Raw genomic sequence first — 25,278 nt, forward strand, 5'->3', positions numbered from 1 at the left:
AACAAAAGAACTCAGCACTATTATCATTAAAAACATTTTAACTTTATTAGAACTAGTGCTATAGTATTTAGTAACTTAATTTTGCGGGGTGAAAGTATTGTTTATACAAAAAATTAGAGGTGGCGTTGGTGACCTTGATTCTGGAGCACCAGCTGATTACAAAGATAACTTATATTTAGCCGTTAACGGAAAATGGCAAGAAAAAGCTGAAGTTCCAGCTGATAAATCCAGTGCAGGAGCTTCAATGGACTTGGATTTGAAAATTGAAAAAGAATTAATGAATGATTTTCAAACCTTAGCTGAAGATGACCAACAAGTTCCAAATCAGGAATTGTTGCAAGCTATTAAATTGTACCGCCTCGCTAAGAATGTTGATTTCTTAAAGATCTTTCATGAAAAACCAATTTTGAAAGATCTAAAGAAACTAGAGGATCTACAAAATTTAACTGATTTTAATGCTAAATTGGCACAATTAGGTAAAGAAGATTTTACTTTACCAATTAATATTTGGATCGATGCCGATATGAAAGACACCAAGCACAATGTAGTTTATGTCGATGGGGTTGATTTGATTTTACCGGACAATTCTTATTACGACGCTGACAATGAATCCGGTAAGAAATTATTGGCAAAATATGCTCAAGTTAGTGAGAAACTTTTGCAGATGATTGGCTACTCACAAGATAAAGCGCAAGAGACTGTTAAACAAGCATTGGCTTTTGATAAGACTTTAGTTCCAGCGGTTAAGACATCTGAAGAGTGGGCTGAATATACGAAGATGTATAATCCAATGGATTTTGCGGAATTTGTTGGAAAAGCTAAGAATGTTGATTTGAAGAGCTTGGTGGTCGATCAAGTTGAAGCTACTCCTGAAAAAGTAATTATTGTTCAACCAAGATTCCTGAAGAGTCTTGATGGTTTGGTTAATGATGAAACTTTTGAAAACATGAAAGCTTGGATGATTGTCCGTTATCTTGTTGCTAATAGCCACAATTTGGATGAGGACTTCCGTTTGGCAGTGGGTGATTATGATTTAGCCTTCAGCGGTGCCAAAGAGTTGCCTAGTCGAGTGAAATTTTCGTATCAATTAGCTGAAAGCAATTTTGACGAGGTTATCGGAATTTATTATGGTCAAAAATATTTTGGTGAAAAGGCCAAAGAAGACGTTCACCAGATGGTCGTGCGTATGATCGATATTTACAAGCAACGTCTAGCTGACAACAGTTGGTTGAGCCAAGCCACAAAGGAAAAGGCTATTGTCAAGCTGAACAAGATCGTCATTAAGGTCGGCTATCCGGATAAAGTTCAAGACATATTCCACCATCTGAAAATTGATGAGACGAAATCTCTTTATGAAAATGTCACGCAACTTAATCGAGTGGTCAGACAATTTGAACTGAAAAAGCTCCAGAAACCAGTTGACCGCAGCGTTTGGTTGATGCCTGGAGAAATGGTCAACGCCTGTTATGACCCATCCAGAAACGACATCACCTTTCCAGCCGGAATCTTGCAAGCACCATTTTATAGTTTGCAACAAACGAGCAGTGAAAACTTCGGTGGCATCGGTGCAACCATCGCCCACGAAATCTCCCATGCCTTTGATAATTCAGGTGCGAAATTCGATGAGTTCGGTAATTTGAATAATTGGTGGACTAAAGAAGATTACGCAAAATTTGAGAAATTAACTCAAGACATGATCGACCAATTCAACGGCATCGAATTTGCAGGTGGCAAAGTAAATGGAAAATTAGTCGTTGGAGAAAATATAGCCGACGTCGGCGGAATGCGTTGTGCCATCGAAGCAGCCAAGATGGATAAAGATTATGATCCGAAAGCCTACTTCATAACCTGGGCCAAATCATGGCGATTCAAAGCCACACCACAGTACAATGAAAGACTACTAAGAACCGACGTCCACGCCCCACAACCATTGAGAGCAAACGTCATGTCACAAGACTTAGATGAATTCTTCCAAGCCTTCGACGTTAAACCAGGAGATGGAATGTGGTTGGATGAAGATAAGAGAGTGGAAATATGGTGAGAGCGTGGAGCAGGCCCGCTTAGGACTCGGGCAGATAGCCTAGCTTCACGAATTACCCGCCGAACTTGCGGGTGATTTGGGAAGCGTAGCTATATTGCATAGAATCATGGTTATAAACAAAAAGAAGAACCTCCATAAAACTAAATACTAAGGTTATTCCCAAACAGAACAACCAAAAACAACCTTCAAAAAAATATTAAAACAAATCCATTAAAAAGAAGCTGGCCCACCAACACCAGCTTCTTTTTTTGCTTAAAGTCAAAAAATCCCCCCATTCAGGATGAAAAAAGTTAAACTCCAAAAAATATCGTAATCTAATCCTAAAAGGGGGAAGTAAACATGTCTAAGAAAAAAACTATCCTATCAATTTTTGTAATTATTCTAATCGTTCCATTGATGATTCTGTTAGAAAGTCTAGTCTATCAAGCAGTTCGTTTCGATACCAAATATGCTCAAATTATTATGGACACTCTGGTAATTATCTTCGCGACAATTTTTAATCAAAAAGTCCTGAAGCTAAAAGTAGATTGGTTCAGGACAAAACATCCGTTTAAGCAATTACTCAACTTAATTCCGTTAATGATTTTAATGCTATTTTTTAACAAATTTTCTAATTTAGGTGTCGTTAAGAACATGGCTCTGACAGTGATTGCAATTATTTTAGTCGCAACGGCTGAAGAATACGTTTATCGTGGTTTGTTGATGGCGCAAATTCAAAGAGTTGTTAAAAATCCGTTTTTGATTTTATTGATCAGTTCAGTTGGTTTTGGCTTGATTCACATTACCAACATGTTTAACGCTTCGAATAAATGGTTGACGGTAGCTCAAATGATTATTGCGGCGGCTTCAGGGATGTTGTATGCAGCTCTTTATTACAAAACTCATAATTTAACACTAGCAATTTTAATGCATTTGATTTATGATTTGCCGGCTTTTTTCCATCACGGAATGGCGACAGCTGAAAACATCATGACACCAGATCGGGTCGGTGAGTTCTTGCTGATTTCGGCCATTTTCTTCTTAATCTGTAGCGTGATTGCTCTGTTGCAAGTTAAGCAATTTCATTTTTCCAGACATATCCAAAAATTAAATTCTAAATAATATTTTTCGGTTTTTTACCTTTCAAGATGTATTCGCTTTCCACTATAATAGTAATATTAAGAAAGGTGAGAGTGTAATGGCATATATCGAAGTGAGGAATGAATCGAAAAAATATCAAATGGGCGAAACGACGATTGTCGCTAATGACAAGCTGACCTTTGATGTTGAACAAGGTAAATTGACGGTCATTCTGGGTCCTAGTGGGGCTGGAAAATCGACGGTTCTGAATATTTTAGGTGGAATGGACACGCCGACTGAGGGGGATGTCATTATTGATGGTACCAATATTTCGACGTTCTCTGAGAAGGAATTGACGACTTATCGCCGCAATGACGTAGGTTTTATTTTTCAATTTTACAATTTGATTCCTAATTTAACGACTAAAGAAAATGTTGAGTTGGCTTCAGCGATTGTTAAGGATGCTAAAGACGCAACTGAAACTTTGAAGGCAGTTGGTTTGGAAAATCGAATCGACAATTTTCCTTCGCAATTATCTGGTGGTGAACAACAACGGGTGGCGATTGCTCGGGCACTGGCTAAGAATCCTAAGTTGTTGCTATGTGACGAACCGACTGGAGCCCTAGACTATGAGACTGGTAAACAAGTTTTGACCCTACTTCAAGATGCCAGTCACAAAGACGATAAAACAGTTATCGTCATTACCCACAATTCGGCTTTGGCCAAGATGGCTGACCGCGTGATTCGGATTCATGATGCTAAGGTTCAATCGATTGAAGACAATGAATCACCAATGCCAGTAAAGGATATTGAGTGGTAATGAAACCTTTAACAAAAAATATGATGCGTAGTATCAATCAAGCTAAGGGTCGCTTCATTGCTATTATTTTGATCATCATGCTCGGAGTACTGATTTTCGTTGGGGTCAAGGCTACTGGTCCTAGTCTGAACGATTCGTTGAATAAGACGGTCGCCGATAAAAATCTGTCGGATGTACAAGTGGTTTCGACAACGGGATTCAGTAACAAAGATATTAAATTAGCTCAAAAAGTCGCTGGGGCAAAGGCAGAAACGGTGAAATTCAAATATGTCCTGGGTGGCAAATCAAAAGTTGCTATCGCTTTGTATGGTTACGATAAAGCTGCCAAACAAAATCAGTTGATTATTCGTAATGGACGTTTGCCAAAAAATGATCACGAAATTGTTTTGGATAAAAATGCTCGTAATAATTATGATTATAAAATTGGTGACACTTTCAAATTCGCTAAGAGTGCTGGTTTGAAGAGTCGTAGTTATAAAATCGTTGGTTTTGTCGATTCACCACAATACATTGACAATCAATCACGTGGAGTAACGAATATTGCTGATGGTCAGGTCAGTTTATTCGCCTACATTCCTCAAAAACAAATGAATATGTCGACAGCTTCGATGTTGAATATTCACTTCAATTCTTTAAAAGATAAAAATACTTTCAGCAAATCTTATAAGAATGCTGTTAATAAAAAAGTTAAATTACTCAAAAATGAATTCAAAGGTCGTGCCACTAAGCGAACTCAAGAAGTAGCAAGTAGTTATTTAGCTACCTTGAATCAGCAACAAACGGCACTTGACCAATTAAAAGCGGTCAATCCAACAATGGCAGCTCAAAAACAAGCTCAATTAGATGCTGCCAAGAAGAAAATTTTAAAGAATGCTAAAACGACCTATACTTGGCAGACGAGAGAAGATTTAACTGGATTTTCAGCTTATGGTGAAAGTTCTGATCGAATTGCTGCAATTGCTAATGTTTTCCCAGTTTTCTTCTTCTTGATTGCTGCTTTGATCACCTTTACCACAATTACGAGAATGGTCGAAGAAGCTCGTGGTGAAATTGGAACTTTCAAAGCACTCGGTTATACGAAGTGGGAAATTGCCAAGAATTACTTCTATTACGCACTTTCAGCCGGAGTTTTAGGTGTTATTTTAGGGGCGGTTATTGGGACTGAAACGTTGCCAAGAATCGTTTTGGGGATGTACAAACAATACATTGCCTTAGATTGGGTCATCACTTCCAGATGGCAAACGATTGTGATTGCGTTGATCTTTTCACTGTTGGCAACAGTCGGCGCGGCTATTATCGTAGTCCGGAAAGAATTGACCGAAGGACCAGCTGCTTTGATGCGGCCTAAAGCTCCTAAATCGGCTAAAAAGATTCTTTTGGAAAGAATCAAACCACTTTGGAATCATTTGAGTTTCAATCGTAAAGTTAGTTACCGAAACTTATTCCGCTTCAAGTCACGAATGTTTATGACTATTATCGGGATTGCCGGTGGTACAGCCTTGATTTTAACTGGCTTTGGGATTCAAAACTCAATTACAGCTAGTGGGAATGATCAATATAAAGATATTTTCAGTTATCAAGCTGTTGTTAAAATGGACGACGGTGCCAATTATCAAAAAGTTGATACTATTTTAAATGCTGATAAAACATACAAGGATAATACTCGGATTAATTCCGCCACAGCTAAATTGAAGGCCGGTAGTAAACAAGTCAATGACGTGAATGTTTACACACCAAAATCAATTAATGATTTTAAGAAGTATGTCCATTTAACCGCTGATTTAAAAGCTAAAGAAGTTGTATTGACAACGAAAACTGCTAAACTTCTAAACGTTCAAGCAGGGGACAAAATTAAAGTTGATTTAACTTCAGGAAAAACTGTCACGCTAACTGTTGGTGCTATCACAAAAAATTATATCGGGCACTTTCTTTATCTGAGTCCGCAAGTTTATCGAGACAAGATAGGTGATTTCAAATCAAATACTTTACTACTTGGCTTGCACAAACAAACGAGTTCTCAAAGAAAGAAACTAGCTAACAAACTGCTCGATTCTAAGCAAGTGATGGGGACGAGTTTTACGCATGATGTCTTCAACACGGTATCCAAGATGTCGTCACTGTTGCGACCAATTATCTTGATTCTAATTTTGCTATCAGGAATTTTGTCGTTTGTCGTGCTCTATAACCTGACAAATATCAATGTTTCTGAACGTATCAGAGAACTTTCGACGATCAAGGTCTTAGGTTTTTACAACAATGAGGTCACGATGTATGTGGTTCGAGAAAATATAATTTTAACGATTGTCGGTATTATTATTGGATATGGAATCGGTAACTTGTTGACGGCCTATATTTTGAATCAAGCCGCGACAGAACAAGTTATTTTCCCATTGACGATTCATTTGACAGGCTATGTGGTTGCAACTTTATTGATGATAATTTTCACAGCAATTGTTATGCTAGTTACACACAAGAAATTACAGCACATCGATATGATTGGTGCGTTGAAATCTAATGAATGATTGAGGGTATTACTATGTCTTTAGAAAATGATAAGGTCTTGGTCATTGGTGGAACTTCTGGATTTGGAAAAGAAGTTGCTATCATGGCCCAACACAAAGATGCGGATGTTTACGTCATCGGCCGTGATCAAGAACGAGTAAATCAATTACGTTATGAAGAAAATATTCAAGGGAGTTCATTAGATGCTCAAAATGTTCATCAATTGAAACGATTCTTTGAAAAATATGGTTCCTTTGATCACATAGTTTCAATGCTCGGTGGTGCTATGAGTGGTGGCTTTTTGGACAGTTCAGTCGAGGAAATTCGTGAAGCAATTGATGCCAAGTTCTTTGCTAATTTGCAGTTAGTTCAAATCGCTCATAAGTATTTGAATAAAAATGGTTCGATCCTGTTAACTTCCGGATCTGGTGGTCACTCATACGATGCATCCGGAGCAATTATTGGTAACCAAGCTATCAACACGATGGTGGAAGGCTTAGCAGTTGAGATGGCACCTGATTTTCGTGTTAACGCCGTTTCACCAACATGGACACCAACCGGGTTATGGCGCAAGCTAAATTCTAAAGAGTTAACTAAACAAGAGAACAAATTTGCCGAAAATGTACCTTTGAAACGAGTGGCAACAATTGAAGAAGTAGCTTCAGCTTATATTTACTTGATGGAGAATGATTTTATCACTGGACAAATTTTAAGAGTTGACGGTGGAGTTGATTTGTAAAAAATGTTATAGTTAAAGTCAACTTTAAGCAGAAGGTGAAATAATGCCAGTAAATGAAATAGCAGAAAATAAATATCGAATCAGTGATTTCGCTGAAATGGTGGGACTTAACAGTCCAACATTGCGTTATTACGAAAAAGAAGGCTTAATTAAGCCACATCGAAATGACAGTGGAATTCGCTACTATACAGATCAAGATGTGCGCTGGGTCAATTTTTTGTTACATCTCAAGAGCTGTGGGATGTCGATCGAGCAATTGAAACGTTACGTTCATCTCCGAGCTCAAGGAGATTCCACAATCAATCAACGAGTCGAGTTATTAGAAGAAGTTCGTCGCAATTTTGAAGTTGAGTATCAACGCCTGCAAGATGGCTGGACGATACTTAATGATAAATTGGATTGGTACAAGGGCAAAGAGGGCGGACATATTGAAGATAGCGAAAGCTTTTCAGAGTATTTGCAGAACTTGAATCATGCTTATTTGGAAGATAGATAGAGGTCGGATGCCGTCCTCCACAACAGCTCTGGAGTTCAAATCTATGCAGTATTTTGGTGAATTCTGAGTAGGATATTATATCTGTTTGGATTAAGTGGTGAACTGATTTATAGTTTGGATACGTTATGATCATTTGAATTTTAGTTAGTAACATTTTGTAAAAAATAATAGAAGACATTACTAAAGATGTATGAGGCTGAAGCAGCAAATTAGTAATGTCTTCTTTTTTATATTGAGTGGGGAGCAATTCAACTATAAAAATATCAGGCACTATATACGAATAGGAATGATATTCCTAAATGAATGGAAAGCAAATAAAACATAGAATCACTATTCAGCCCGGAGCAAAAAATTCAATTGGGCTCAGATGTGAAATTATAGTTAGCGCTTTAGCGCTTACTATAAGGCCGAGCTTGAAGATTTTTTCCGGTTTTGAAAAAAGCTTCAAGTCGCGCCCACATCGTTCCAGCCCCAATTGAGTTTTTTGTGGAGGGCGACATACTTAACTAAAAAAAACAAACTCTTCCCTTGACTTAAAGTTAACTTTAAGTTGTTTAATATAATTATCAACTTGAATCAAGGAGGAATTAATTATGGCAGAAAAACAAACAGCTGGACGTAAAGCTTTAGGAGAATTTGCTCCCCAATTTGCAGCATTAAATGATGATGTATTGTTTGGAGAAGTTTGGAGCAAAGAAAATGAACTCTCAGCTCATGACCGTTCAATGATCACTATTGCAAGCATCATTTCAGCAGGAAATACAGAACAATTAGAAGCACACTTAAAAATTGGTAAGAAAAACGGTATTACTAAACAAGAAATTGTAGCAGAAATTACCCAATTAGGATTTTATGCTGGTTGGCCTAAGGCCTGGAGCGCATTCAATCGTGCTAAAGAAATTTGGAAGGAAGATTAATTATGGCTAAGAATGAAGAATTAAAGAACGGCGGAGTTTTCCCCATCGGTGATAAGAATGTTGACTACGCCCAATATTTTATTGGACAAAGTTATTTGAAGAGCTTGGTAAAGCCTGAAGACAACATTGATTTTGGTGCCAGCAATGTAACTTTTGAACCAGGTTGTCGCAACGATTGGCACATTCATCACAACGGTTTCCAAATTCTTTTGGTAACTGGTGGCGAAGGCTGGTATCAAGAATGGGGCAAACCCGCTCAATTGTTGAAACAAGGCGATGTTGTTGTTATCAAGGAAGGCGTAAAGCATTGGCACGGAGCAACTAAAGATAGTTGGTTTAGCCATATTGCCATCACTAAAGGAAATTCCGAGTGGCTTGAGAAGGTTACTGACGAAGAATATAACAACTTATAAAATGTAAACTTTTGATGAAGTTTGTAAATTTTATTGAAAAAGAGGCTGAAAACAGTCTCTTTTTTTTACGCATTATTTACATTAAATAGATTATATATATACAACAATTTCTCATAATGTAGTCATGACTTATACGGAGGGATAAATATGTCTACATTAATAACAAATGTTTGTAAGCAATATGACAACAACCAAGGAAAGACGGTTTTAAGCAACGTTTCTGCTGAAATCGAAACAGGTGAATTCTTTGTCATCGTCGGACCATCTGGTTGCGGTAAAAGTACACTTTTGAGAATGATTGCTGGTTTGACAGAGATCACTAGTGGAGAAATCGCAATTGACGGCAAAGTCGTTAATAACTTGCCACCTAAGGATCGTAATTTAACAATGGTTTTCCAAAGTTATGCTCTCTTCCCATTTTTGAGTGTTTGGGATAATGTTGCTTTTGGTTTGAAAGCTAGAAAACATGATCAAGCAGAAGTTGCAGAACGTGTTAACAACGCTTTGAAGATGGTTAACTTGGAAGATTTAAAGGATAGAAAACCTCGTGAATTATCCGGTGGTCAAAGACAACGTGTGGCTTTAGCTCGTGCAGTTGCTAGTGACGCTAAGATTTGTTTGATGGATGAACCACTTTCAAACTTAGATGCCCAACTAAGAATCAAGATGCGTCAAGAAATTTATGCTCTGCAAAGAAAATTAGGTATCACTTTGATCTACGTTACCCATGATCAAGTTGAGGCGATGACAATGGCTGACCACATCATGGTTTTACATGATTCTAAGGTTCAACAAATCGGTACACCAACAGAAATTTACAAGAATCCAGCTAATGAATTCGTTGCTAGTTTCTTCGGGGTTCCACCTATCAACATCATGTATGCTTCAAAAGTGGGTGCTCACTCAATCAAGGTCAACAATGATTATCAATTAGATTTGGATCAAGCAGTTACAGAAAATGAATTAAAAGTTGGCATCCGTCCTAACGAAATGATTGTTGAAAAGGCTGAAGAACTACAATCAAATGCCACCGTACAAAATGTGGAATTTCTTGGGGATGAAAAAATCGTTCACGCTAAATTTAACAACGGTGTAATGGTATCTGCCATTGTTCCTAGTGATACTGAGTTTGATATGTTTGAAACAGTTAAAATCACTTCTACAGGAAATGTCTTATTGTTCAGTCAAGATGGCGTCAACATCACTGAAAATAAGGGAGGACTAGTCAATGCTTAAAACTTCGACAACTAACGTTGTACCTGAAAAGAAAGTTGAAGCAAAGAACAAAACAAAATTTCGTTTAACTGCTAACGATAAATATTATGCTTCAATTTTTGCCGGTCCATCATTGTTCTTACTAGGATTATTCACTTTTTATCCAATGTTTAGAACTCTTTATATCAGTATGTTTTTAACGAATACATTCGGAAATACTACACTTTTTGTTGGTTTAGAAAATTATGTAAAATTAGTAACTTCGCCAGATTTTGTTTCAAGTATGTGGGTGACACTAGTTTATGTCGTTGGGGTAACTTTTTTCACCATCGCTATGGGCTTGTTACTAGCTAACTTGGCAAGTCAAAAATTACCAGGAATCGCTATTTTTAGAACGCTTTACTCAGTTACTATGGGTGTTTCAGTTTCTGTTGCCGCTATTTTTTGGCTATTTATTTTCAATCCATCTGCTGGATTCTTCACTTTATTAACAAAATTACTTCACTTGCCAACTGTCAACTGGTTATCAAATCCAACTATGGCCATGTGGGCAATCATCATCACAACAGTTTGGATGCATTTAGGTTTTGTCTTCTTAGTTTTCTTAGGTGCTATCGAATCAGTTCCAACAACACTTTACGAAGCAGCCGACGTTGAAGGTGTTTCTAAGCATTACCAATTCTTCCACATCACTTTACCAATGATTTCTCCAACTCTTTTCTTCATTTCTACGATTACAATTATTGGTTCGTTCAAGAGTTTTGGTTTGATCGATCTTATTACAAAAGGTGGACCAACTAACGCCACTAACATGCTAGTTTACCGTATTTATAACGACGCTTTCTTTGGCGGAAACTATGCTAAATCAAGTGCAGAAGCAATCATTTTAACAATTATCATTGCCTTCTTTACTTACTTACAATTTAAATTCCTAGAAAAGAAGGTTAACTACTAATGATTAATATTGATGAACGCAAGATATTAAAGAACCTCCTTAGCTATATTCTTTTGATTGTACTAGCTGTTGTTATTTTAATTCCCTTCTTTATTGGGATTTGGACAAGTTTTCTACCTACAGCTGATATTTTAAAAGGTAATTATTTCAGCACTAACATTTCTCTAACTAACTATCTGGATGCTTTTACTAAGACGCCAATTTTAAGATATTTAGGCAATACCGTAGTCGTTTCTACTTTGATCATGTTGGCTCACTTATTGTTCTGTTCAATGAGTGCTTATGCGTTTGTTTTCCTAGATTTCAAATATAAGAAATTCTTCTTTGCACTATTTATGATAACAATGATGCTACCTGGGGAAGCTGCTATTATTCCTAACTTCCAAACAGTTAAAGCATTAGGTTTGTTGGATCACTATTCAGCAATGGTCGTTCCAGCTTTGACATCAGCTTTTGGTACTTTCATGTTGCGTCAAGCTTTCTTACAAACTCCAAAAGAATTAAAGGAAGCTGCTGATATTGAAGGTTTGAATCATTTCCAAATTTTCTGGAAAGTTATTTTACCTTATAACCGTATCAGTTTAATCACTTTAGGAGCTTACAGTTTCTTAGGAGCTTGGAATTCATATCTATGGCCAATCTTAGTTACTTTCAGTAACGAATCACGTGTGATTCAAAATGGTTTGAAGCAATTGCAATCCGAAGAAACATTCAACAACTGGGGAATGATCCAGGCTAGTGCCGCGATTATTGTTATCCCAACAATTCTTGTCTTGTTCATCGGTCAACATTACTTTAAATCTGGATTGAATGAAGGGGCGGTTAAATAATGTCGAAGTATAAAAAATTTGCTCTGCCTTTGATTATTTTATTAGCAATTTTAGTTGTTGTTTTTACTGGTAAAGCTTTTTCCACTAAAACAGCTGCTGCCAAAGATAATCGTACCGAAGTCGTTTTCTGGCACGAAATGGGCGGACCAGCTGAAAAGTCGTTGATGAAAGTCGTTGATGGTTTTAATAAATCACAAACTAAGTATCGAGTTGTTCCTAAGTATCAAGGTTCATACGATGCTGCAATCCAAAAAATTCTTCAAACACATGGTACAAGTACATCACCAGCAGTTTTCCAAGCATTTGATATCTCTGCTGCCCAAATGATGCACAGTAAATTTACCGTACCAGTTCAAAAATTCATTGATGCTGATAATTTTGATGTAAGTAAAATCTCACCAGTTGCTAGATCTTTCTACTCAGATAAAGGTAAGCAACAAGCTATGCCATTCAATACTTCACAAACGGTGCTTTATTACAACGCCAGTTTATTAGAGAAGTATGGCATTACACCACCACCAGTTTCACCAACATACAGTGATATCACTCGTGTTGCTAAAGAAATTTATGAAAAGTCTAACCATCAAGTTAAAGGTATGACAGTTCAAATTTACGGTTGGTTACTCGAACAAGCAATGGCTAATGCTGGAGTTAGTTTGACTAACAACAACGATGGACACACTGGTATTCCTACTAAAGCAACAATTAACAACAAAGCAGCAAAAGAATTCTTCGAATGGATCCGTGAAAACCAAAAGAACGGTGACTTTATTAGTTATGGTTCAGGTGCCATGGCCGGAACTAACCAAACTACTAGTTTCTTAAATGGTAAGTTGGGTATCTACATGCAGTCATCAGCAAGTATGAGTCAACTTAATAAGAAGAACAAAAACAAGTTAGGAATTACTTACTTCCCACATCCCGATGGACAAAAAGCTAATGGTGTTGCTATCGGTGGTGCTGCACTTTGGATTTCCAATGATAAACCTAAGGATGTTCAACAAGGTGCCTTTGAATTCATCAAGTATTCATTAAAACCAGAAGTTCAAGCTCAATGGCAAAAGGATACAGGTTATTTAGCATTGAACAAAGATTCTCAACAAACAAAGATTTTAAAAGACCTTTATAAGAAGCATCCAGAGGCACGAGTACCAAGTCAACAATTGCAAGAAGCCGTTCCTAACAACTTTAATTCTGGTATTTTGATGGAAGGTATGCAAAAGACTCGTCAAATCGAACAATTTGCGATGGAAAGTATCTATAACGGTGGCGATATTATCAAAGCTTTAAAGGATGCTGACAAGAAGATCGATGATAATTTGACAACAACTAACCGAGCTAATGGCTATCATTAATTTGATTTAAGAGGGCAAGATGACTAAATATAAGAAAATGATTCTTTCACTGATCTTGGTCATTGGGGTAATTTTTCTCGGGGTCTTTGGAAATAATATTTCAGCTCAAACTAGTGCTAACAACCGGATTCCAGTAGTTTTCTGGCATGAAATGGGTGGCCCAGCTGAAAAAACTTTGTTGAAGTTAGTCAATGATTTCAACAAATCACAGACTAAGTATCAAGTAATACCTAAATATCAGGGGTCATATGACACAGCGATTCAAAAGATTTTTCAAACTCATGGGACAAATACTTCTCCAGCAGTATTCCAATCATCTAATGTTTCCACGGCACAGGTTTTACACAGTGGATTCACTACTCCGATTCAAAAGTTTGTCGATGCCGACAACTATGATTTAAGTAAAATTTCACCAGTTGCTCGAGCCTTCCATGCACAGGGTGGTAAGCAACAAGCCATGCCTTTTAATACTTCTCAACCTGTTCTTTACTACAACGCTACACTATTGGAAAAATATGGTATCACACCACCATCTGTTTCTCCGACCTATAGTGAAATTACCAAGATTGCTAAAGAACTCTATGAAAAGTCGAATCATCAGGTTAAGGGAATGACTGTCCAAATCTATGGATGGTTGTTAGAAGAGGCCATTGCTAACAATGGTGGAATGTTTACTAATCAAAATGATGGACATACTGGTAATCCTACTAAAGTAAGCATTAATAATCCGGAAGCAATTGAATTCTTCAAATGGATTCGTGAAAACATCAAAAATGGTGATTTCATGGATTATGGAGCCGGTTCAATGGCAAGTACTAACCAGACCTCTGGTTTCTTGACTAATAAAGTTGGGATGTATGTCCAATCATCTGCAAGTATGAGTCAATTGAATAAGAAGAATAAAAATAAATTGGGAGTTACTTACTTCCCACATGCTGACGGTAAGAAAGCTAATGGGGTTTCCATTGGTGGAGCAGCTCTTTGGATCTCAAATGATAAATCAAAAGAGATTCAACAAGGTGCTTATGAATTCATCAAATATACTGTTCGGCCAGAAGTTCAAGCTCAATGGCAAAAGTCGACAGGATATATGGCCTTGAATAAAGATTCGAAAGATACCAAAATTCTGCAACAATTTTACGCAAAACATCCAGAAGGCAAGATTCCTAGTCAACAGTTACAGAACACGGTTCCTAATTACGGCAATTCAGGAATTCTACTAGAAGGAATGCAAAGTATTCGTAAACTCGAAGAAAATGCGATGGAGAAAATCTATCGTGGTGGCGATATCGAAAAGACACTTCAACAAAATGAAGATGCAATCAACGAGATTGTCTATAACCAAAATCGGGCCAACGGCTATAAATAAAAAAATGGCTACTTAGAATTATTGATTTAATACTAAGTAGTCATTTTTTTAATTCTTATTCTTATAACGGAATTTCAAATTAAACAAGTTAGGTGGTAAAGCTTGTAAGAAAGTTATTCCTAAAATCAACAAAGCACCAATCAATTCAGCACCACTGATTTTGGTATTTAGAAAAGCAACCGTTAAAATAGTTGCAGTCAAAGGTTCAAAAGCACTCAACATACCGGTTGTGGATGGTGTTAAGAAATTTAAACTTTGTAAGTAGAACAAGTAAGAAAACATCGTTCCACCTGTAATGATAAAGATAATTGAAATGATAGCCACCAAGTTCAAACTGGGGATATGTCCTAAATTAGCAAATGGTGCGAAGACGATTCCACCAAGCAACATGGACCAACCAGTTACGATTCGAGCATCGAATTTCTTTAATAGTTCTCGAGGTAACAGAGTGTAGGAAGCTTGACTCAAACCAGCACAGACACCCCAAAAGATAGCGGCTGGTGATAACATCAATTGCCCGAGATGTCCATGAGTTACCAATAAGAAAGTTCCTAAAAGTGCTAAAACAATTGAGATCAGATCAATTCGGCGTGGCATCTGTAATTTTCTTAATGAGATGTAGATAATAATGAATAATGGCCCTAAAAATTGTAAAACTGTGGCAGTTGGTGCGTTACCGTATTTAATTGCCATAAAGTAAGTGTATTGGGCTGGCAGCATCCCCAATAATCCAAATGCAAACAATTGAAAAAGATAACGTGGCTTTTTTAATATTGCAAATAAAGCTTTGGAATCAATGAAATAACACCAAATCACTAGCATTAAACCGGCAAAAATCAAACGAATACCAACAATCCATTGCGTAGGAATATTTTCGATGGTAAATAGATATTGAGCAATGCTACCAGAAAATCCCCATAAAACAGGTCCCATAATGGCATAAAAGAATCCCTTTTGTTTATCAGTCATAATATATTTCCCTCCTATTCAGTAGATTTTGATTCAGAATTTTTGCCACCACATACTTTAACATAACTAAATTTATATTTGGACTATATCCAGAATATTTCCTATCCTGTATAATCAAATTAACTAGGGGGATGAAATTTGCTTAAAATTGAAGATATTAATAAAAATTTTGGCGATTTAAAAGCACTCGATCACGTTTCCTTTGATGTCTCTGACGGAGAGATATTAGGTTTGATCGGTCAAAATGGTGCCGGAAAATCGACTACTTTTCACAGCATTTTGAACTTTCTGCACTATCAAGGGAAAATTACTTGGAACGATCAACCAATCACTGAAAGTGTTTTTGATGAAATTGGTTATTTACCCGAAGAACGTAGTTTGATGCCCAAATTGACCGTTGAGCAACAGATTACTTATTTAGCACGCTTGAAAAATAAACCCGCTAAAGAAATCAAACCCAAAATTGATACTTGGCTCAAGAAATTTGCGGTCAAAGGTAGTAAAAAAGATAAAATCAAGGACCTTTCTAAAGGTAATCAACAAAAAGTTCAGTTAATCTGTACCTTGATCCATGAACCAAAGCTGGTTATTTTGGACGAACCCTTCAGTGGACTAGATCCAGTTAACGCTGATTTACTGAAGCGAGCTATCCTCGAAACTAAGAAAAATGGGGCCGCAATAATTTTTTCTAGCCACGATATGGAAAACGTGGAAGAACTCTGCGATAAGTTAGTCATGTTACGCGACGGTCAAGTTGTCTTAAATGGAACCGTTCGTGATGTTCGGGCTTCCTTTGGCAAAACGAGAATTTTCGTTACGACCGATAAAGAAATCACGCAACTAGCGCAACTGCCTCATGTTGTCGCCGCTAAACCACTCGAAGAAAAACGCTTTGAGTTGTTCTTAGATGACGAAAATGCCGGTAAGGAAGTATTCGCTGAAGTGACGGATGGGCAGTACATTGAAGAATTCAGTCAGCAGCCACCAACCTTGAATGAAATCTTCCGTCAGAAAGCGGGTAAAATCAATGAATAAATTATGGATCGTAACTTTTGAAACTTTCTTGCGTCAAGTTAAGTCTTGGAGTTTTGTGACTTTGATTTTAGGACCCTTTATCATGTTTGCGATTATGGTAGGTTCCGGATATCTAGGAGCTTCAAGTGTTAGTGACAATGGCATTGCGGTGATCAGTGACAATCAACAACTGCGAACTAGTTTTATCAAAGCTAATAAAGATGATGTCAAAAAGTCGGTAATTAGTGAAAAAACCGCTCAAAAGAAAATGAAAAAGGATAAGTTGGACGGTTATATCGTTTTAAAAGTAGCTGATCAACAAGTTTCTGCCACTTATCATGGGACGAGTTCGCTCGGTTCGTCTCAAAAGGCCAAATTTAACAGCTTTTTGAGTCAGACACAACAACAACTAAACCTTGCTCAGGCTAAATTGACTCAGCAACAATTGCAAGATTTATCACGCCAACCAAAATTAACGGAGGATATTCAAAAGCAAACTGGAGATGCCAATTTGGCGAAAACTATTTCCTTTTGGATCATCGTCTTGATGGTTTACATGATTTTGATTACATATACTTCAATCACGGCTCAAGAAATTGCTTCAGAAAAAGGGACCAAGATCATGGAAATTATTTTTTCCAGTACGACAGCCACAAAATATTTTCTCGGCAAAATTTTTGGCGTGATGTTAGTTATTTTGACCCAAGTCTTAATTTATTTAGTCGGCGGTTGGGGAGCCTTCATGTTCTTGAAAGACTCGAGTTTAACTAAGTCGTTTATGGAACAATATCATACGTTGATCTCGTCGGTTTTAAAGAACATTCTCAGCGTCAATCTGCTTTACTTATTATTGGGAGTAGTTATTTATACCATTCTAGCCGCTTTTTGTGGGGCACTCGTTTCCAAAGTTGAAGATGCTCCCAAAGCTTCACAACCAGTTATCATGTTAAGCATGTTGGCCTTCTTCTTGACCTTCCCATTCCAAAATAACATCGATTCAATCGTTGTTAAGATCTTATCTTATGTACCATTTTTCTCCTCATACTTCATGCCATTACGCTGGATCAATGATTCGGCCAGTGGCTTAGAATTAGCTTTGTCATTAGTGATTCTTTTGGCAAGTACCGTGTTATTAGCTTGGTATATTGGAAAAATTTATCAAGGTCTGATGTTACAAACCGATGACTCTAGTTTTTGGAAGAGGTTTAAACGGGGATTGTCATATAGTTCCAAATAAAAAAAGTTCGATCTGGATAGATTTTCCAGAATCGAACTTTTTTTTATTATTAAAAGAATGCGGCATAAAGTTTAACGGCACAAATTGCACCTAAAATTGGAGCGGCAACTGGGACCCAGCTGTACTTCCATTGTGATGAGCCTTTTGGCTTCAAAGGTAATAATGCATGCAATAGACGTGGACCTAAATCACGAGCTGGATTTAAAGCAGGGCCGGTTGGACCACCAAATGAAACAACCAAACACATAACTAAGAATCCTAGACCGATAAAATCAGCACGTGGATCGATGTGATCTGATGTCAAAGCTACGGCACCAAAAACTAAAATAAATGTTCCAATAAATTCGTTGATAAAACCATTCAAACGACTGTTTTCAGCATCAATAGTTGAGAAAGTTCCTAAAATACTTTCAACATTTTCCGTCTTGTTGTAATAAGGTTTGTAGGCGGCAACGATCATCAATTGACCAAAGATTGCACCTAAGAATTGAGCGATGATATAAGGACCAACTTCAGCCCATGGAAATTCACCATTGAAAGCTAATGCCAAAGTCATCGCTGGATTGATTTGACCACCTGAAATTGGGCCAAACATCATGGCTGGAATCATAACACCGATACCATAACCAAATCCAATCAAGATCCACCCACCGTGGAATCCCTTTGTTCCTTTTAATTCAACGTTGGCAACAGAACCATTACCAAGGGCAACCATGATGGCTGTTCCGATAAATTCAGCGACGCAACGTACTAGTAACGTATAGTGCATAATTAATACTACCCCTAAATGTAATTAAATTTTCTCGTTATTTGATTTATCACTATTAAGCAAAACACGAATATTCCAATTCACTCAAAAATGGGTCAATTATATAAAATTCGAGATAACTTGTCTTTAATGAGTGAAAATTTACATGAAAAAATTGCCCCGACAATCAGGACAATTTTCACTAACATAAATAGTAAAATAAATCAAATATTGAGCAACGTTTAATATTGTATCATACATTCCGAATATTTTTTGACAATCGGGTAAAAAATGAGTAGTTTTTGCTATATAGTAATAATATAATCTAAAAATAAAATGAGGTAGAAAGATGAAAGTTCTTAGTTTAGTTAATTTAACCAAAAAACAACGAGATAAGCTTGAGTCAATCGCAAATGTTGACTTGAGTGTTGTTTCTCCTAAGCAAGTCACACCGCAAGATCTAGAAGGTGTTGAAGTGCTTTATGACTGGTCCAATACTTTAAAAGATGCTGTTCTAAAAAGTGATACACTAAATTGGATCCAAGTGGTACGGGCCGGAGTTGACGCTTTGCCACTACCAGAATTAGATGAAAAAGGTGTTATTTTAACTAATGGTTCCGGTGCTAATGCGATTAATATTGCCGAACAAACTTTGGCTTACATGTTGATGTTTGTCCGTCGTATGAATTTGACTGCTCGCCATCAAGATGAAAAACTTTGGAAACACGATGATGGTTATGATGAAGTTTACAACAAGACGGTTATGATCGTCGGAGTTGGTCATATCGGGACTTTGATTGCAAAATATGCTAAGGCTTTAGGAATGAAGACAATTGGTGTCAGACACAGTGATAAAGCGGCTGAAAATATCGATGAAATGATTCCAATGTCAGAACTTTCTTCAAGAATCGGTGAAGTTCACTTCGTCGTCAACGCCTTACCAGATACAGCCGAGACAATTGGTTTGTTCAATCAAGATTTGTTCAAGGCAATGTCTAAAAAAGCCTACTACATCAATATTGGCCGTGGAAAGACTACTAAGATGGAAGATTTAGTAGCTGCCCTTGAAAATGGTGAAATTGCCGGAGCAGGACTTGATGTAACGACACCTGAACCATTGCCAAGCGACAGCCCACTTTGGGACATGGAGAACGTCATCATCACCCCACACGACGCCGGTATGAGCGTTCATTATGAGGAACGTGCCTTCGATATTTTCAAACATAACTTGAAAGCCTATGTAGAAAATGGGGAAGTGTATAAAAATGTCGTGAACTATTCACGCGGATATTAAAACAGATTCACTAAAAGTTAGACTAAAAAAACCAGCAAAGCCATTAAAATTGTAGCTAGATAGATGAAAAGAAAACAATGCTATCTAGTGACTATTTTATAAGCTTCATGTTGGTTTTCTTGTTTTAGCTTTTACTACTTCCAACGTTTTTGTGTCACAAGGAGTTCAGTTAGATAAAGATTCTTTGCGACAGTTAATTTACTTATCAGCAATTGTGATCTCAATGAAACTTGGGGATGCAATTTTGATAGTAAAAGACTTCCATATTTACAAGTTTGTTTTAAACAGAAAAAGTAATGTTATATTCTACTTTGTATCCCAAGCTCTTTTTTTGTTTACCTGGTTGTTAATAATATAATAGGATGTACAGATATATTTTTGTAAAATAGATTGGAGGTTTTTTATGAACAGTAAGAAAATTTTTGATGATCTTTTAAATAAGGCTGAAAGTGTTAGTTTAGAGGACCTAATGAATGAAACTTTGAATGAGACTGATCCAGAAAAGAAAAAAGTTTTGAATTCTCTATATACTTACGTCTTAGATAAGAAACAAGATGAAGTAATTAGACGCAAGGATTTCATCAGATGATAAAAAAGCCAAAATATATAATTGTTGCAGGGATTAATGGTGCTGGTAAGAGTACATTTTATGAAACGAGTACATTTCTGTTTAAAAATACTCAACAAGTAAACGCTGATGAAATACTACGTGGTTTTTAATGGCGATTGGAAAAAAGCGAGTGACAACCTCAAAGCTATGCGAGAGGAAATAAAAATAATACATACGTCGTTAGATGCGAGGAAAGGCTTGCATGTTGAAATTACCTTATCGGGAAATGGGAAATCACAGATTGACTTAATCAGAGAGGCACATGAGAATGGATTTGAAGTGACTTTAATTTATGTTGCTATAGATAGTTATGAGAGAGCAATAAAGAGGGTTAATGAAAGAGTAAAAAAGGGAGGGCACGGTATTCCTCCAGATTTGATAAAGAAAAGATATTATCAATCATTAAAGAATCTTTCTGTTATTGAACCTAAAGTTGATATCGTATATATTTTTGACAATACTAATAAGTTTGTAAATGTTTATTTTAGGGATTCAGAATCTATTAAAATAAATGACCTTCTTAGTTATCCATGGATTAAAATATAGGGTAACTAAAAGAGCATTAGATGATCATTGCAGATTATCTAATGCTCTTTTTGGATTGTGACAAATTAAAGTCTAATCTGCCCATCACCTTGGACCAAATACTTAGTTGTAGTTAACTCATTAGCTCCCATTGGACCTCTGGCATGCAACTTTTGGGTGCTGATGCCAATTTCTGCCCCGAAGCCAAATTGCTGGCCGTCGGTAAATCTAGTTGAAGCATTCGTATAGACTACAGCAGCGTCAATTTGTTTCATGAATTTGCGACTGGCAGTGTAATTTTCGGTGATGATTGATTCACTGTGTTTAGTGTTGTATTTGTTGATGTGTTTAACGGCTTGATCGAGTGAATCGACAATTTTAATGGCGATGATATAGTCGTCATATTCAGTGTCCCAATCTTCTTCGGTAGCGGGGATGATGTCTGGTTCGATTGCTCGTGACAAAGTATCACCACGAACTTCAACACTGTTGGCTCTTAGTGCATCGTACAAATCTGGTAAGAATTCGTTGGCGATATCTTTATGTAAAATGACTTTTTCGGCCGCATTGCAGACGGAAGGGCGTTGAACTTTGGCATTGATGATAATTTGGAGGGCTTTATCTAAATTAGCGTCTTTATCGACGTAGATGTGGCAGTTGCCGGCTCCAGTTTCGATGATGGGAACTTTGGCTTTGTCGACGACCATTTTGATGAATTTACCACTACCACGAGGAATCAAAACGTCGATATATTCAGATAATTCCATCATTTTTTGAGCCGTTTCGTGGCTAACGTCGTCGATCAATTGAACTGCATCTTCAGTGATACCAACTTTTTTCAAAGCTTGACGAAGAGTTTCTGACAAGGCAATGTTTGAATTGATAGCTTCTTTTCCGCCACGCAAGATGACGGCATTTCCTGCTTTGAAGCACAATCCAGCCGCATCGACAGTGACGTTAGGGCGTGCTTCATAGATCATACCGATAACACCTAGAGGGACACGCTCTTGAGTTATGTCGAGTCCTGTTTCAGTTTGCCAACCACGATCAATTTTTCCAATAGGGTCCGGTAGATCCATCACTTGGCGTAGTCCAGTTGCCATGTCGTTGATTCGATCAGGTGTCAGTAAAAGTCGATCCAGCATAGCTTTTTTGACGCCGTTTTTTTCAGCGTTATCATAATCTTCTTTGTTTGCTTCGATGATCTGTTTAGTGTTCAAAACTAAACTGTCTGCCATTGCCATTAGGGCGGCGTTCTTAGCTTTAGTGCCAAGTTGTCCTAATTCAAAGGCAGCATTTTGGGCTTTTTGTCCCAACTCTTCAAGATTAGTCATTTGTATACTCCTAAAACGTTTTCTATAATTATAACGCAAAAAAATAGCGGACGGCTGCATCCACTATTTCGTCTAAGTATTTTTATTTTTAATAAGTATATTCTACAACAAATTATGTGGCTGTCAACATATTTATTTACTGATTAAGATTAAAACTAATTTTTTCTAGCATTTCCAAAAAGAGTCGTTGTTCTTCTTCACTGAAGTCTGTCATAGCTTTTTTCTCAGCCTCGAGGCAAATTTCATGTATCTGTTTAGCTAATTTTTTGCCATCACCTGTCAGCCCAACTAGAGTAATTCGTTTATCCTTACTAGATTTGTGGGTCTTAACTAAACCGGCTTTAGTCATGCGGCTGACGGACTTGGCAATAGTCGAGTGGTCGACACAAAGCGTAGTTACGAGTTGGTTTTGGGAAATGTTGTTATTTTTCATTAAGCACAAAAGAATCAAATCTTGACCTGGATAAAGTCCAAGGGGACGGATTTTTTTGGTAACAGTGTTTTTGTAACCAGAAACGAGTCCCATGAGTGCCTTTGAGATTGGATATTCAGAATTCATTGATTTCCTCCTAAATATTTTTGGAGAATAGTGTACCGACTGGCTCGCCAGCTAAAATATTGAAGATGATCTCAGGGTCTTTACCATTTGTCAAAACCATCTGTTGATTATGCTTTAGAATGCGTTGGGCAGCCTTTAGTTTGGTTGTCATGCCACCTGTACCAAACTTGGTTCCGTGACCACCAGCAGCGGCAACTATCTCTGGTGCGATTTCTCCAATTGTACCAATCAATTTGGCATCTGGCACTTTATTTGGATTGGCGGAGTAAAAGCCATCGATATCAGACAGCATGATCAACAAATCAGCATCGACCAAATTAGTTACGATGGCAGATAATTGATCGTTATCACCAAACTTAGTATGGTGGTCCAACTCAGAAACGGTCACGGTATCATTTTCATTGACGATGGGGATCGTATTATCCATGGATAACAATTCTTGGAAGCTGTTCATCACGTTGGTATGGCTTTCGGGATAGTCGATGATATCTTTAGTGATCAACATTTGTGCTACGGACATGCCATATTCGTGAAAAGCTTCATTGTAAATCTGCATCAATTCCGCTTGGCCAACGGCTGCCACGGCTTGTTGTTTAGAAATTTTAACGGGACGTTGTTCAAGCCCTAACACTCCCATGCCGACGCCGATAGCGCCTGAAGAAACTAAGACGACATCTTTGCCATCTTTTTTCAGAGTGCTCAAAACTTTGGCGAGTTGTTTGATGACAGTTGAATTGATTTTACTGTTATGATGAATCAGGGTGCTTGTTCCTACTTTGACCACGATGCGATCAGCGTAGATTTGACGCTTATTTTGCATTTTTTTATCCTCATGAAATTAATATGTATATTGACTATTTGGCACTAATATTATTATGCTAAAACAAGTTAAGAAATAAGAAAAGGGTGTATTTATGTATAAAGTATTGATCGTGCTCCACGAAGGCGACGACTATATTAGAATGAACAAAGTTTACATTGAAAGTATGCCCGTTGCTGGACAATATATCATTCACACAGACGGCTTGGCATATTATGTTGAAGAGGTAACGACTTTTGTCGGTTATGTCAGCAGTAAGGGTGCCATTGCTATTGTAGTTGTCCATCCGGCTCCTAAAGATGCAGAAGTTAATAAGCTATATGGTGTGGATATCGAACGGGATTTGGATGATCCTGAATATAATAAGAAGTAATTCTATTTGATGGTGGTGGGGGTGAAGTATGCCGCTCCTCCGCAACAAAGCTGATTGGGCTGGAACGCCCTGGGCACGACTTGAAGCTTTTTCAAGCCCGGAAAAATCTTCAAGCTCGGCCTTATTCTAAGCGCTGAAGCGCTAAGAATAATTTCAGGGCTGAGCCCATCAGCTTTGTTGCTCCGGCGCTGAATAACGGATCTATGGATTATTTAATTTCTATTTTCTTGGAAATAGTTGTTCTATTGGGATTAACCTATGTTCTCATTTTTATGGAATTGGATTTTTAATTGGTGTCACGCTATTCTGGATGACCGGTCTGAAAATCGAAGGATTGGAATAGGATTTCTATTTCTGATTTAACACTCAATTAAAGTATGAAATACCAAATCCAAAGCTAATTCAGAATAGAATGCAATATGCGAATCCCATAAGCTATTACCTCAATAGAAATTAGGATTTTTATATAGTCTGGAGCGACAGTCCTGGGAAATGCTCAGCCGTGAAATTCTACTTAGCGCTTTAGCGCTTACGTAGAAGGCCGAGCTTGGAAATGCCGTGAACTTTGCGGTAGTTTCAAGTCGTGCCCACAGCGTTCCAGCGTTTCCCAGGACTGTTGCGGAAGACGGCAATTAACCACTACCCAAACTAAGGAACAACTACTATCAACCAATCAACCACTATTTTGCTAAACCTGAATAAAGAATTGTAGACTCCACGTATTTTATATATGTTAGCCTGCAATTCTTTTATTTTTGTCCAAATTTTGTTTGTGTTGTCTATATTTGTAAACTATTCTTTCGAAAACTGGTATAAGCCAATTATATCAGTAAAAAGCGCAAAAAAATAAAGGCCTACCACTAGCCTTTACTTTTGCGAGAAATTAAATCAGAGCCTACCACTAACCCTGATTCCTAAGCAGTTGAGAAGGAGTACTACTCTAAAAGGATAACAATGAAACATTGTTAGGTTAATACATCTCGCTTATATAACCAAATTAATTATAAAACGGATATAAAAGTATTTCTACAATTCAGGAAAAATAATTTGATCAAAAAAACAAGATTTTACAAGTTATAGAGAA

Annotated in this window: 24 protein-coding genes; 19 read left to right on the top strand and 5 right to left on the bottom strand. The window is 37.3% G+C overall.

Annotated features, from left to right (window positions below):
• Window positions 1–88 precede the first annotated feature (88 nt).
• From U8521_RS04575 to U8521_RS04635, 13 genes are all read left to right on the top strand, one after another.
• Complete coding sequence (locus tag U8521_RS04575; RefSeq protein ID WP_334351996.1) at window positions 89–2,041, top strand: M13 family metallopeptidase; 1,953 nt, start codon at window positions 89–91, stop codon at window positions 2,039–2,041.
• Window positions 2,042–2,380: 339 nt separating this feature from the next.
• Window positions 2,381–3,142: a CPBP family intramembrane glutamic endopeptidase gene (locus U8521_RS04580; protein WP_334351997.1), complete on the top strand. Its 762-nt coding sequence runs from the start codon at window positions 2,381–2,383 to the stop codon at window positions 3,140–3,142.
• 76 nt (window positions 3,143–3,218) lie between these two features.
• Window positions 3,219–3,920, top strand: a complete 702-nt coding sequence (locus U8521_RS04585) for an ABC transporter ATP-binding protein (RefSeq protein ID WP_334332048.1) — start codon at window positions 3,219–3,221, stop codon at window positions 3,918–3,920.
• On the top strand, window positions 3,920–6,442 hold the full coding sequence (locus U8521_RS04590; protein WP_334351998.1) for an ABC transporter permease: 2,523 nt from the start codon (window positions 3,920–3,922) through the stop codon (window positions 6,440–6,442). Before U8521_RS04585 ends, U8521_RS04590 begins: the two co-directional genes overlap by 1 nt.
• Window positions 6,443–6,450: 8 nt before the next feature.
• A complete protein-coding gene (locus tag U8521_RS04595) occupies window positions 6,451–7,161 on the top strand; it encodes an SDR family oxidoreductase (protein WP_334332390.1) in 711 nt (236 codons plus the stop codon).
• Between the two features lie 43 nt (window positions 7,162–7,204).
• Entirely contained in the window at window positions 7,205–7,657 is a 453-nt protein-coding gene (locus U8521_RS04600; protein ID WP_334332050.1) for a MerR family transcriptional regulator, read from the top strand.
• A 593-nt stretch (window positions 7,658–8,250) separates the two neighbouring features.
• Window positions 8,251–8,574: a carboxymuconolactone decarboxylase family protein gene (locus tag U8521_RS04605; protein WP_135374389.1), complete on the top strand. Its 324-nt coding sequence runs from the start codon at window positions 8,251–8,253 to the stop codon at window positions 8,572–8,574.
• Between the two features lie 2 nt (window positions 8,575–8,576).
• Window positions 8,577–8,987, top strand: a complete 411-nt coding sequence (locus U8521_RS04610) for a cupin domain-containing protein (RefSeq protein ID WP_334332051.1) — start codon at window positions 8,577–8,579, stop codon at window positions 8,985–8,987.
• Between the two features lie 147 nt (window positions 8,988–9,134).
• Window positions 9,135–10,223, top strand: a complete 1,089-nt coding sequence (locus tag U8521_RS04615; RefSeq protein ID WP_334332052.1) for an ABC transporter ATP-binding protein — start codon at window positions 9,135–9,137, stop codon at window positions 10,221–10,223.
• The gene (locus tag U8521_RS04620; protein WP_135374395.1) at window positions 10,216–11,157 is read left to right on the top strand and encodes a carbohydrate ABC transporter permease; all 942 of its coding nucleotides are present in this window, start codon (window positions 10,216–10,218) and stop codon (window positions 11,155–11,157) included. Before U8521_RS04615 ends, U8521_RS04620 begins: the two co-directional genes overlap by 8 nt.
• Window positions 11,157–11,987: a carbohydrate ABC transporter permease gene (locus tag U8521_RS04625; protein WP_334332053.1), complete on the top strand. Its 831-nt coding sequence runs from the start codon at window positions 11,157–11,159 to the stop codon at window positions 11,985–11,987. The genes U8521_RS04620 and U8521_RS04625 overlap by 1 nt, the downstream gene beginning before the upstream one ends.
• On the top strand, window positions 11,987–13,342 hold the full coding sequence (locus U8521_RS04630; protein ID WP_334332054.1) for an ABC transporter substrate-binding protein: 1,356 nt from the start codon (window positions 11,987–11,989) through the stop codon (window positions 13,340–13,342). The genes U8521_RS04625 and U8521_RS04630 overlap by 1 nt, the downstream gene beginning before the upstream one ends.
• Window positions 13,343–13,361: 19 nt before the next feature.
• On the top strand, window positions 13,362–14,711 hold the full coding sequence (locus U8521_RS04635; RefSeq protein WP_334351999.1) for an ABC transporter substrate-binding protein: 1,350 nt from the start codon (window positions 13,362–13,364) through the stop codon (window positions 14,709–14,711).
• 48 nt (window positions 14,712–14,759) lie between these two features.
• Here U8521_RS04635 and U8521_RS04640 read toward each other — a convergent pair whose 3' ends face one another.
• On the bottom strand, window positions 14,760–15,680 hold the full coding sequence (locus U8521_RS04640; RefSeq protein ID WP_334352000.1) for a DMT family transporter: 921 nt from the start codon (window positions 15,678–15,680) through the stop codon (window positions 14,760–14,762).
• Between the two features lie 138 nt (window positions 15,681–15,818).
• Between U8521_RS04640 and U8521_RS04645 the strand changes: the two genes are divergently transcribed.
• A complete protein-coding gene (locus U8521_RS04645) occupies window positions 15,819–16,715 on the top strand; it encodes an ABC transporter ATP-binding protein (RefSeq protein ID WP_334332057.1) in 897 nt (298 codons plus the stop codon).
• Window positions 16,708–17,931: an ABC transporter permease gene (locus tag U8521_RS04650; protein ID WP_334352001.1), complete on the top strand. Its 1,224-nt coding sequence runs from the start codon at window positions 16,708–16,710 to the stop codon at window positions 17,929–17,931. The genes U8521_RS04645 and U8521_RS04650 overlap by 8 nt, the downstream gene beginning before the upstream one ends.
• A 49-nt stretch (window positions 17,932–17,980) precedes the next feature.
• Here U8521_RS04650 and U8521_RS04655 read toward each other — a convergent pair whose 3' ends face one another.
• The gene (locus U8521_RS04655; protein ID WP_334332059.1) at window positions 17,981–18,700 is read right to left on the bottom strand and encodes an MIP/aquaporin family protein; all 720 of its coding nucleotides are present in this window, start codon (window positions 18,698–18,700) and stop codon (window positions 17,981–17,983) included.
• Window positions 18,701–19,028: 328 nt separating this feature from the next.
• Here U8521_RS04655 and U8521_RS04660 point away from each other — a divergent pair, with 328 nt between their 5' ends.
• The 3 genes from U8521_RS04660 to U8521_RS04670 all read left to right on the top strand — a co-directional run bounded on the left by U8521_RS04660 (window position 19,029) and on the right by U8521_RS04670 (window position 21,129).
• Entirely contained in the window at window positions 19,029–19,973 is a 945-nt protein-coding gene (locus U8521_RS04660) for a D-2-hydroxyacid dehydrogenase (protein ID WP_334352002.1), read from the top strand.
• A gap of 403 nt (window positions 19,974–20,376) precedes the next feature.
• Window positions 20,377–20,562 (top strand): hypothetical protein, encoded by a 186-nt coding sequence (locus tag U8521_RS04665; protein WP_334352003.1) that lies wholly within the window; start codon window positions 20,377–20,379, stop codon window positions 20,560–20,562.
• Between the two features lie 108 nt (window positions 20,563–20,670).
• Window positions 20,671–21,129: a zeta toxin family protein gene (locus U8521_RS04670; protein WP_334352004.1), complete on the top strand. Its 459-nt coding sequence runs from the start codon at window positions 20,671–20,673 to the stop codon at window positions 21,127–21,129.
• Window positions 21,130–21,194: 65 nt separating this feature from the next.
• Here the strand turns inward: U8521_RS04670 and U8521_RS04675 are convergent, their stop codons facing one another.
• The 3 genes from U8521_RS04675 to proB form a co-directional block, all read right to left on the bottom strand.
• Window positions 21,195–22,442 (bottom strand): glutamate-5-semialdehyde dehydrogenase, encoded by a 1,248-nt coding sequence (locus U8521_RS04675; protein ID WP_334352005.1) that lies wholly within the window; start codon window positions 22,440–22,442, stop codon window positions 21,195–21,197.
• 136 nt (window positions 22,443–22,578) lie between these two features.
• Window positions 22,579–23,001 (bottom strand): MarR family winged helix-turn-helix transcriptional regulator, encoded by a 423-nt coding sequence (locus U8521_RS04680; RefSeq protein WP_334332062.1) that lies wholly within the window; start codon window positions 22,999–23,001, stop codon window positions 22,579–22,581.
• A 10-nt stretch (window positions 23,002–23,011) separates the two neighbouring features.
• The gene (proB, locus tag U8521_RS04685; RefSeq protein WP_334352006.1) at window positions 23,012–23,821 is read right to left on the bottom strand and encodes a glutamate 5-kinase; all 810 of its coding nucleotides are present in this window, start codon (window positions 23,819–23,821) and stop codon (window positions 23,012–23,014) included.
• 94 nt (window positions 23,822–23,915) lie between these two features.
• Between proB and U8521_RS04690 the strand changes: the two genes are divergently transcribed.
• Window positions 23,916–24,194, top strand: a complete 279-nt coding sequence (locus U8521_RS04690; protein WP_135373399.1) for a LysR family transcriptional regulator — start codon at window positions 23,916–23,918, stop codon at window positions 24,192–24,194.
• Window positions 24,195–25,278 lie beyond the last annotated feature (1,084 nt).

It is taken from the genome of Companilactobacillus miaonis, from assembly GCF_036913615.1.
In the GTDB taxonomy this organism is placed as follows: domain Bacteria; phylum Bacillota; class Bacilli; order Lactobacillales; family Lactobacillaceae; genus Companilactobacillus.

Coding starts and splice junctions, on each gene's coding strand:
- U8521_RS04665 (WP_334352003.1), top strand. CDS start 20,377: ATGAACAGTAAGAAAATTTTTGATGATCTTTTAAATAAGGCTGAAAGT.
- U8521_RS04605 (WP_135374389.1), top strand. CDS start 8,251: ATGGCAGAAAAACAAACAGCTGGACGTAAAGCTTTAGGAGAATTTGCT.
- U8521_RS04630 (WP_334332054.1), top strand. CDS start 11,987: ATGTCGAAGTATAAAAAATTTGCTCTGCCTTTGATTATTTTATTAGCA.
- proB (WP_334352006.1), bottom strand. CDS start 23,821: ATGCAAAATAAGCGTCAAATCTACGCTGATCGCATCGTGGTCAAAGTA.
- U8521_RS04655 (WP_334332059.1), bottom strand. CDS start 18,700: ATGCACTATACGTTACTAGTACGTTGCGTCGCTGAATTTATCGGAACA.
- U8521_RS04660 (WP_334352002.1), top strand. CDS start 19,029: ATGAAAGTTCTTAGTTTAGTTAATTTAACCAAAAAACAACGAGATAAG.
- U8521_RS04585 (WP_334332048.1), top strand. CDS start 3,219: ATGGCATATATCGAAGTGAGGAATGAATCGAAAAAATATCAAATGGGC.
- U8521_RS04690 (WP_135373399.1), top strand. CDS start 23,916: ATGTATAAAGTATTGATCGTGCTCCACGAAGGCGACGACTATATTAGA.
- U8521_RS04640 (WP_334352000.1), bottom strand. CDS start 15,680: ATGACTGATAAACAAAAGGGATTCTTTTATGCCATTATGGGACCTGTT.
- U8521_RS04615 (WP_334332052.1), top strand. CDS start 9,135: ATGTCTACATTAATAACAAATGTTTGTAAGCAATATGACAACAACCAA.
- U8521_RS04580 (WP_334351997.1), top strand. CDS start 2,381: ATGTCTAAGAAAAAAACTATCCTATCAATTTTTGTAATTATTCTAATC.
- U8521_RS04590 (WP_334351998.1), top strand. CDS start 3,920: ATGAAACCTTTAACAAAAAATATGATGCGTAGTATCAATCAAGCTAAG.
- U8521_RS04670 (WP_334352004.1), top strand. CDS start 20,671: ATGAAATACTACGTGGTTTTTAATGGCGATTGGAAAAAAGCGAGTGAC.
- U8521_RS04650 (WP_334352001.1), top strand. CDS start 16,708: ATGAATAAATTATGGATCGTAACTTTTGAAACTTTCTTGCGTCAAGTT.
- U8521_RS04610 (WP_334332051.1), top strand. CDS start 8,577: ATGGCTAAGAATGAAGAATTAAAGAACGGCGGAGTTTTCCCCATCGGT.
- U8521_RS04680 (WP_334332062.1), bottom strand. CDS start 23,001: ATGAATTCTGAATATCCAATCTCAAAGGCACTCATGGGACTCGTTTCT.
- U8521_RS04625 (WP_334332053.1), top strand. CDS start 11,157: ATGATTAATATTGATGAACGCAAGATATTAAAGAACCTCCTTAGCTAT.
- U8521_RS04635 (WP_334351999.1), top strand. CDS start 13,362: ATGACTAAATATAAGAAAATGATTCTTTCACTGATCTTGGTCATTGGG.
- U8521_RS04675 (WP_334352005.1), bottom strand. CDS start 22,442: ATGACTAATCTTGAAGAGTTGGGACAAAAAGCCCAAAATGCTGCCTTT.
- U8521_RS04620 (WP_135374395.1), top strand. CDS start 10,216: ATGCTTAAAACTTCGACAACTAACGTTGTACCTGAAAAGAAAGTTGAA.
- U8521_RS04600 (WP_334332050.1), top strand. CDS start 7,205: ATGCCAGTAAATGAAATAGCAGAAAATAAATATCGAATCAGTGATTTC.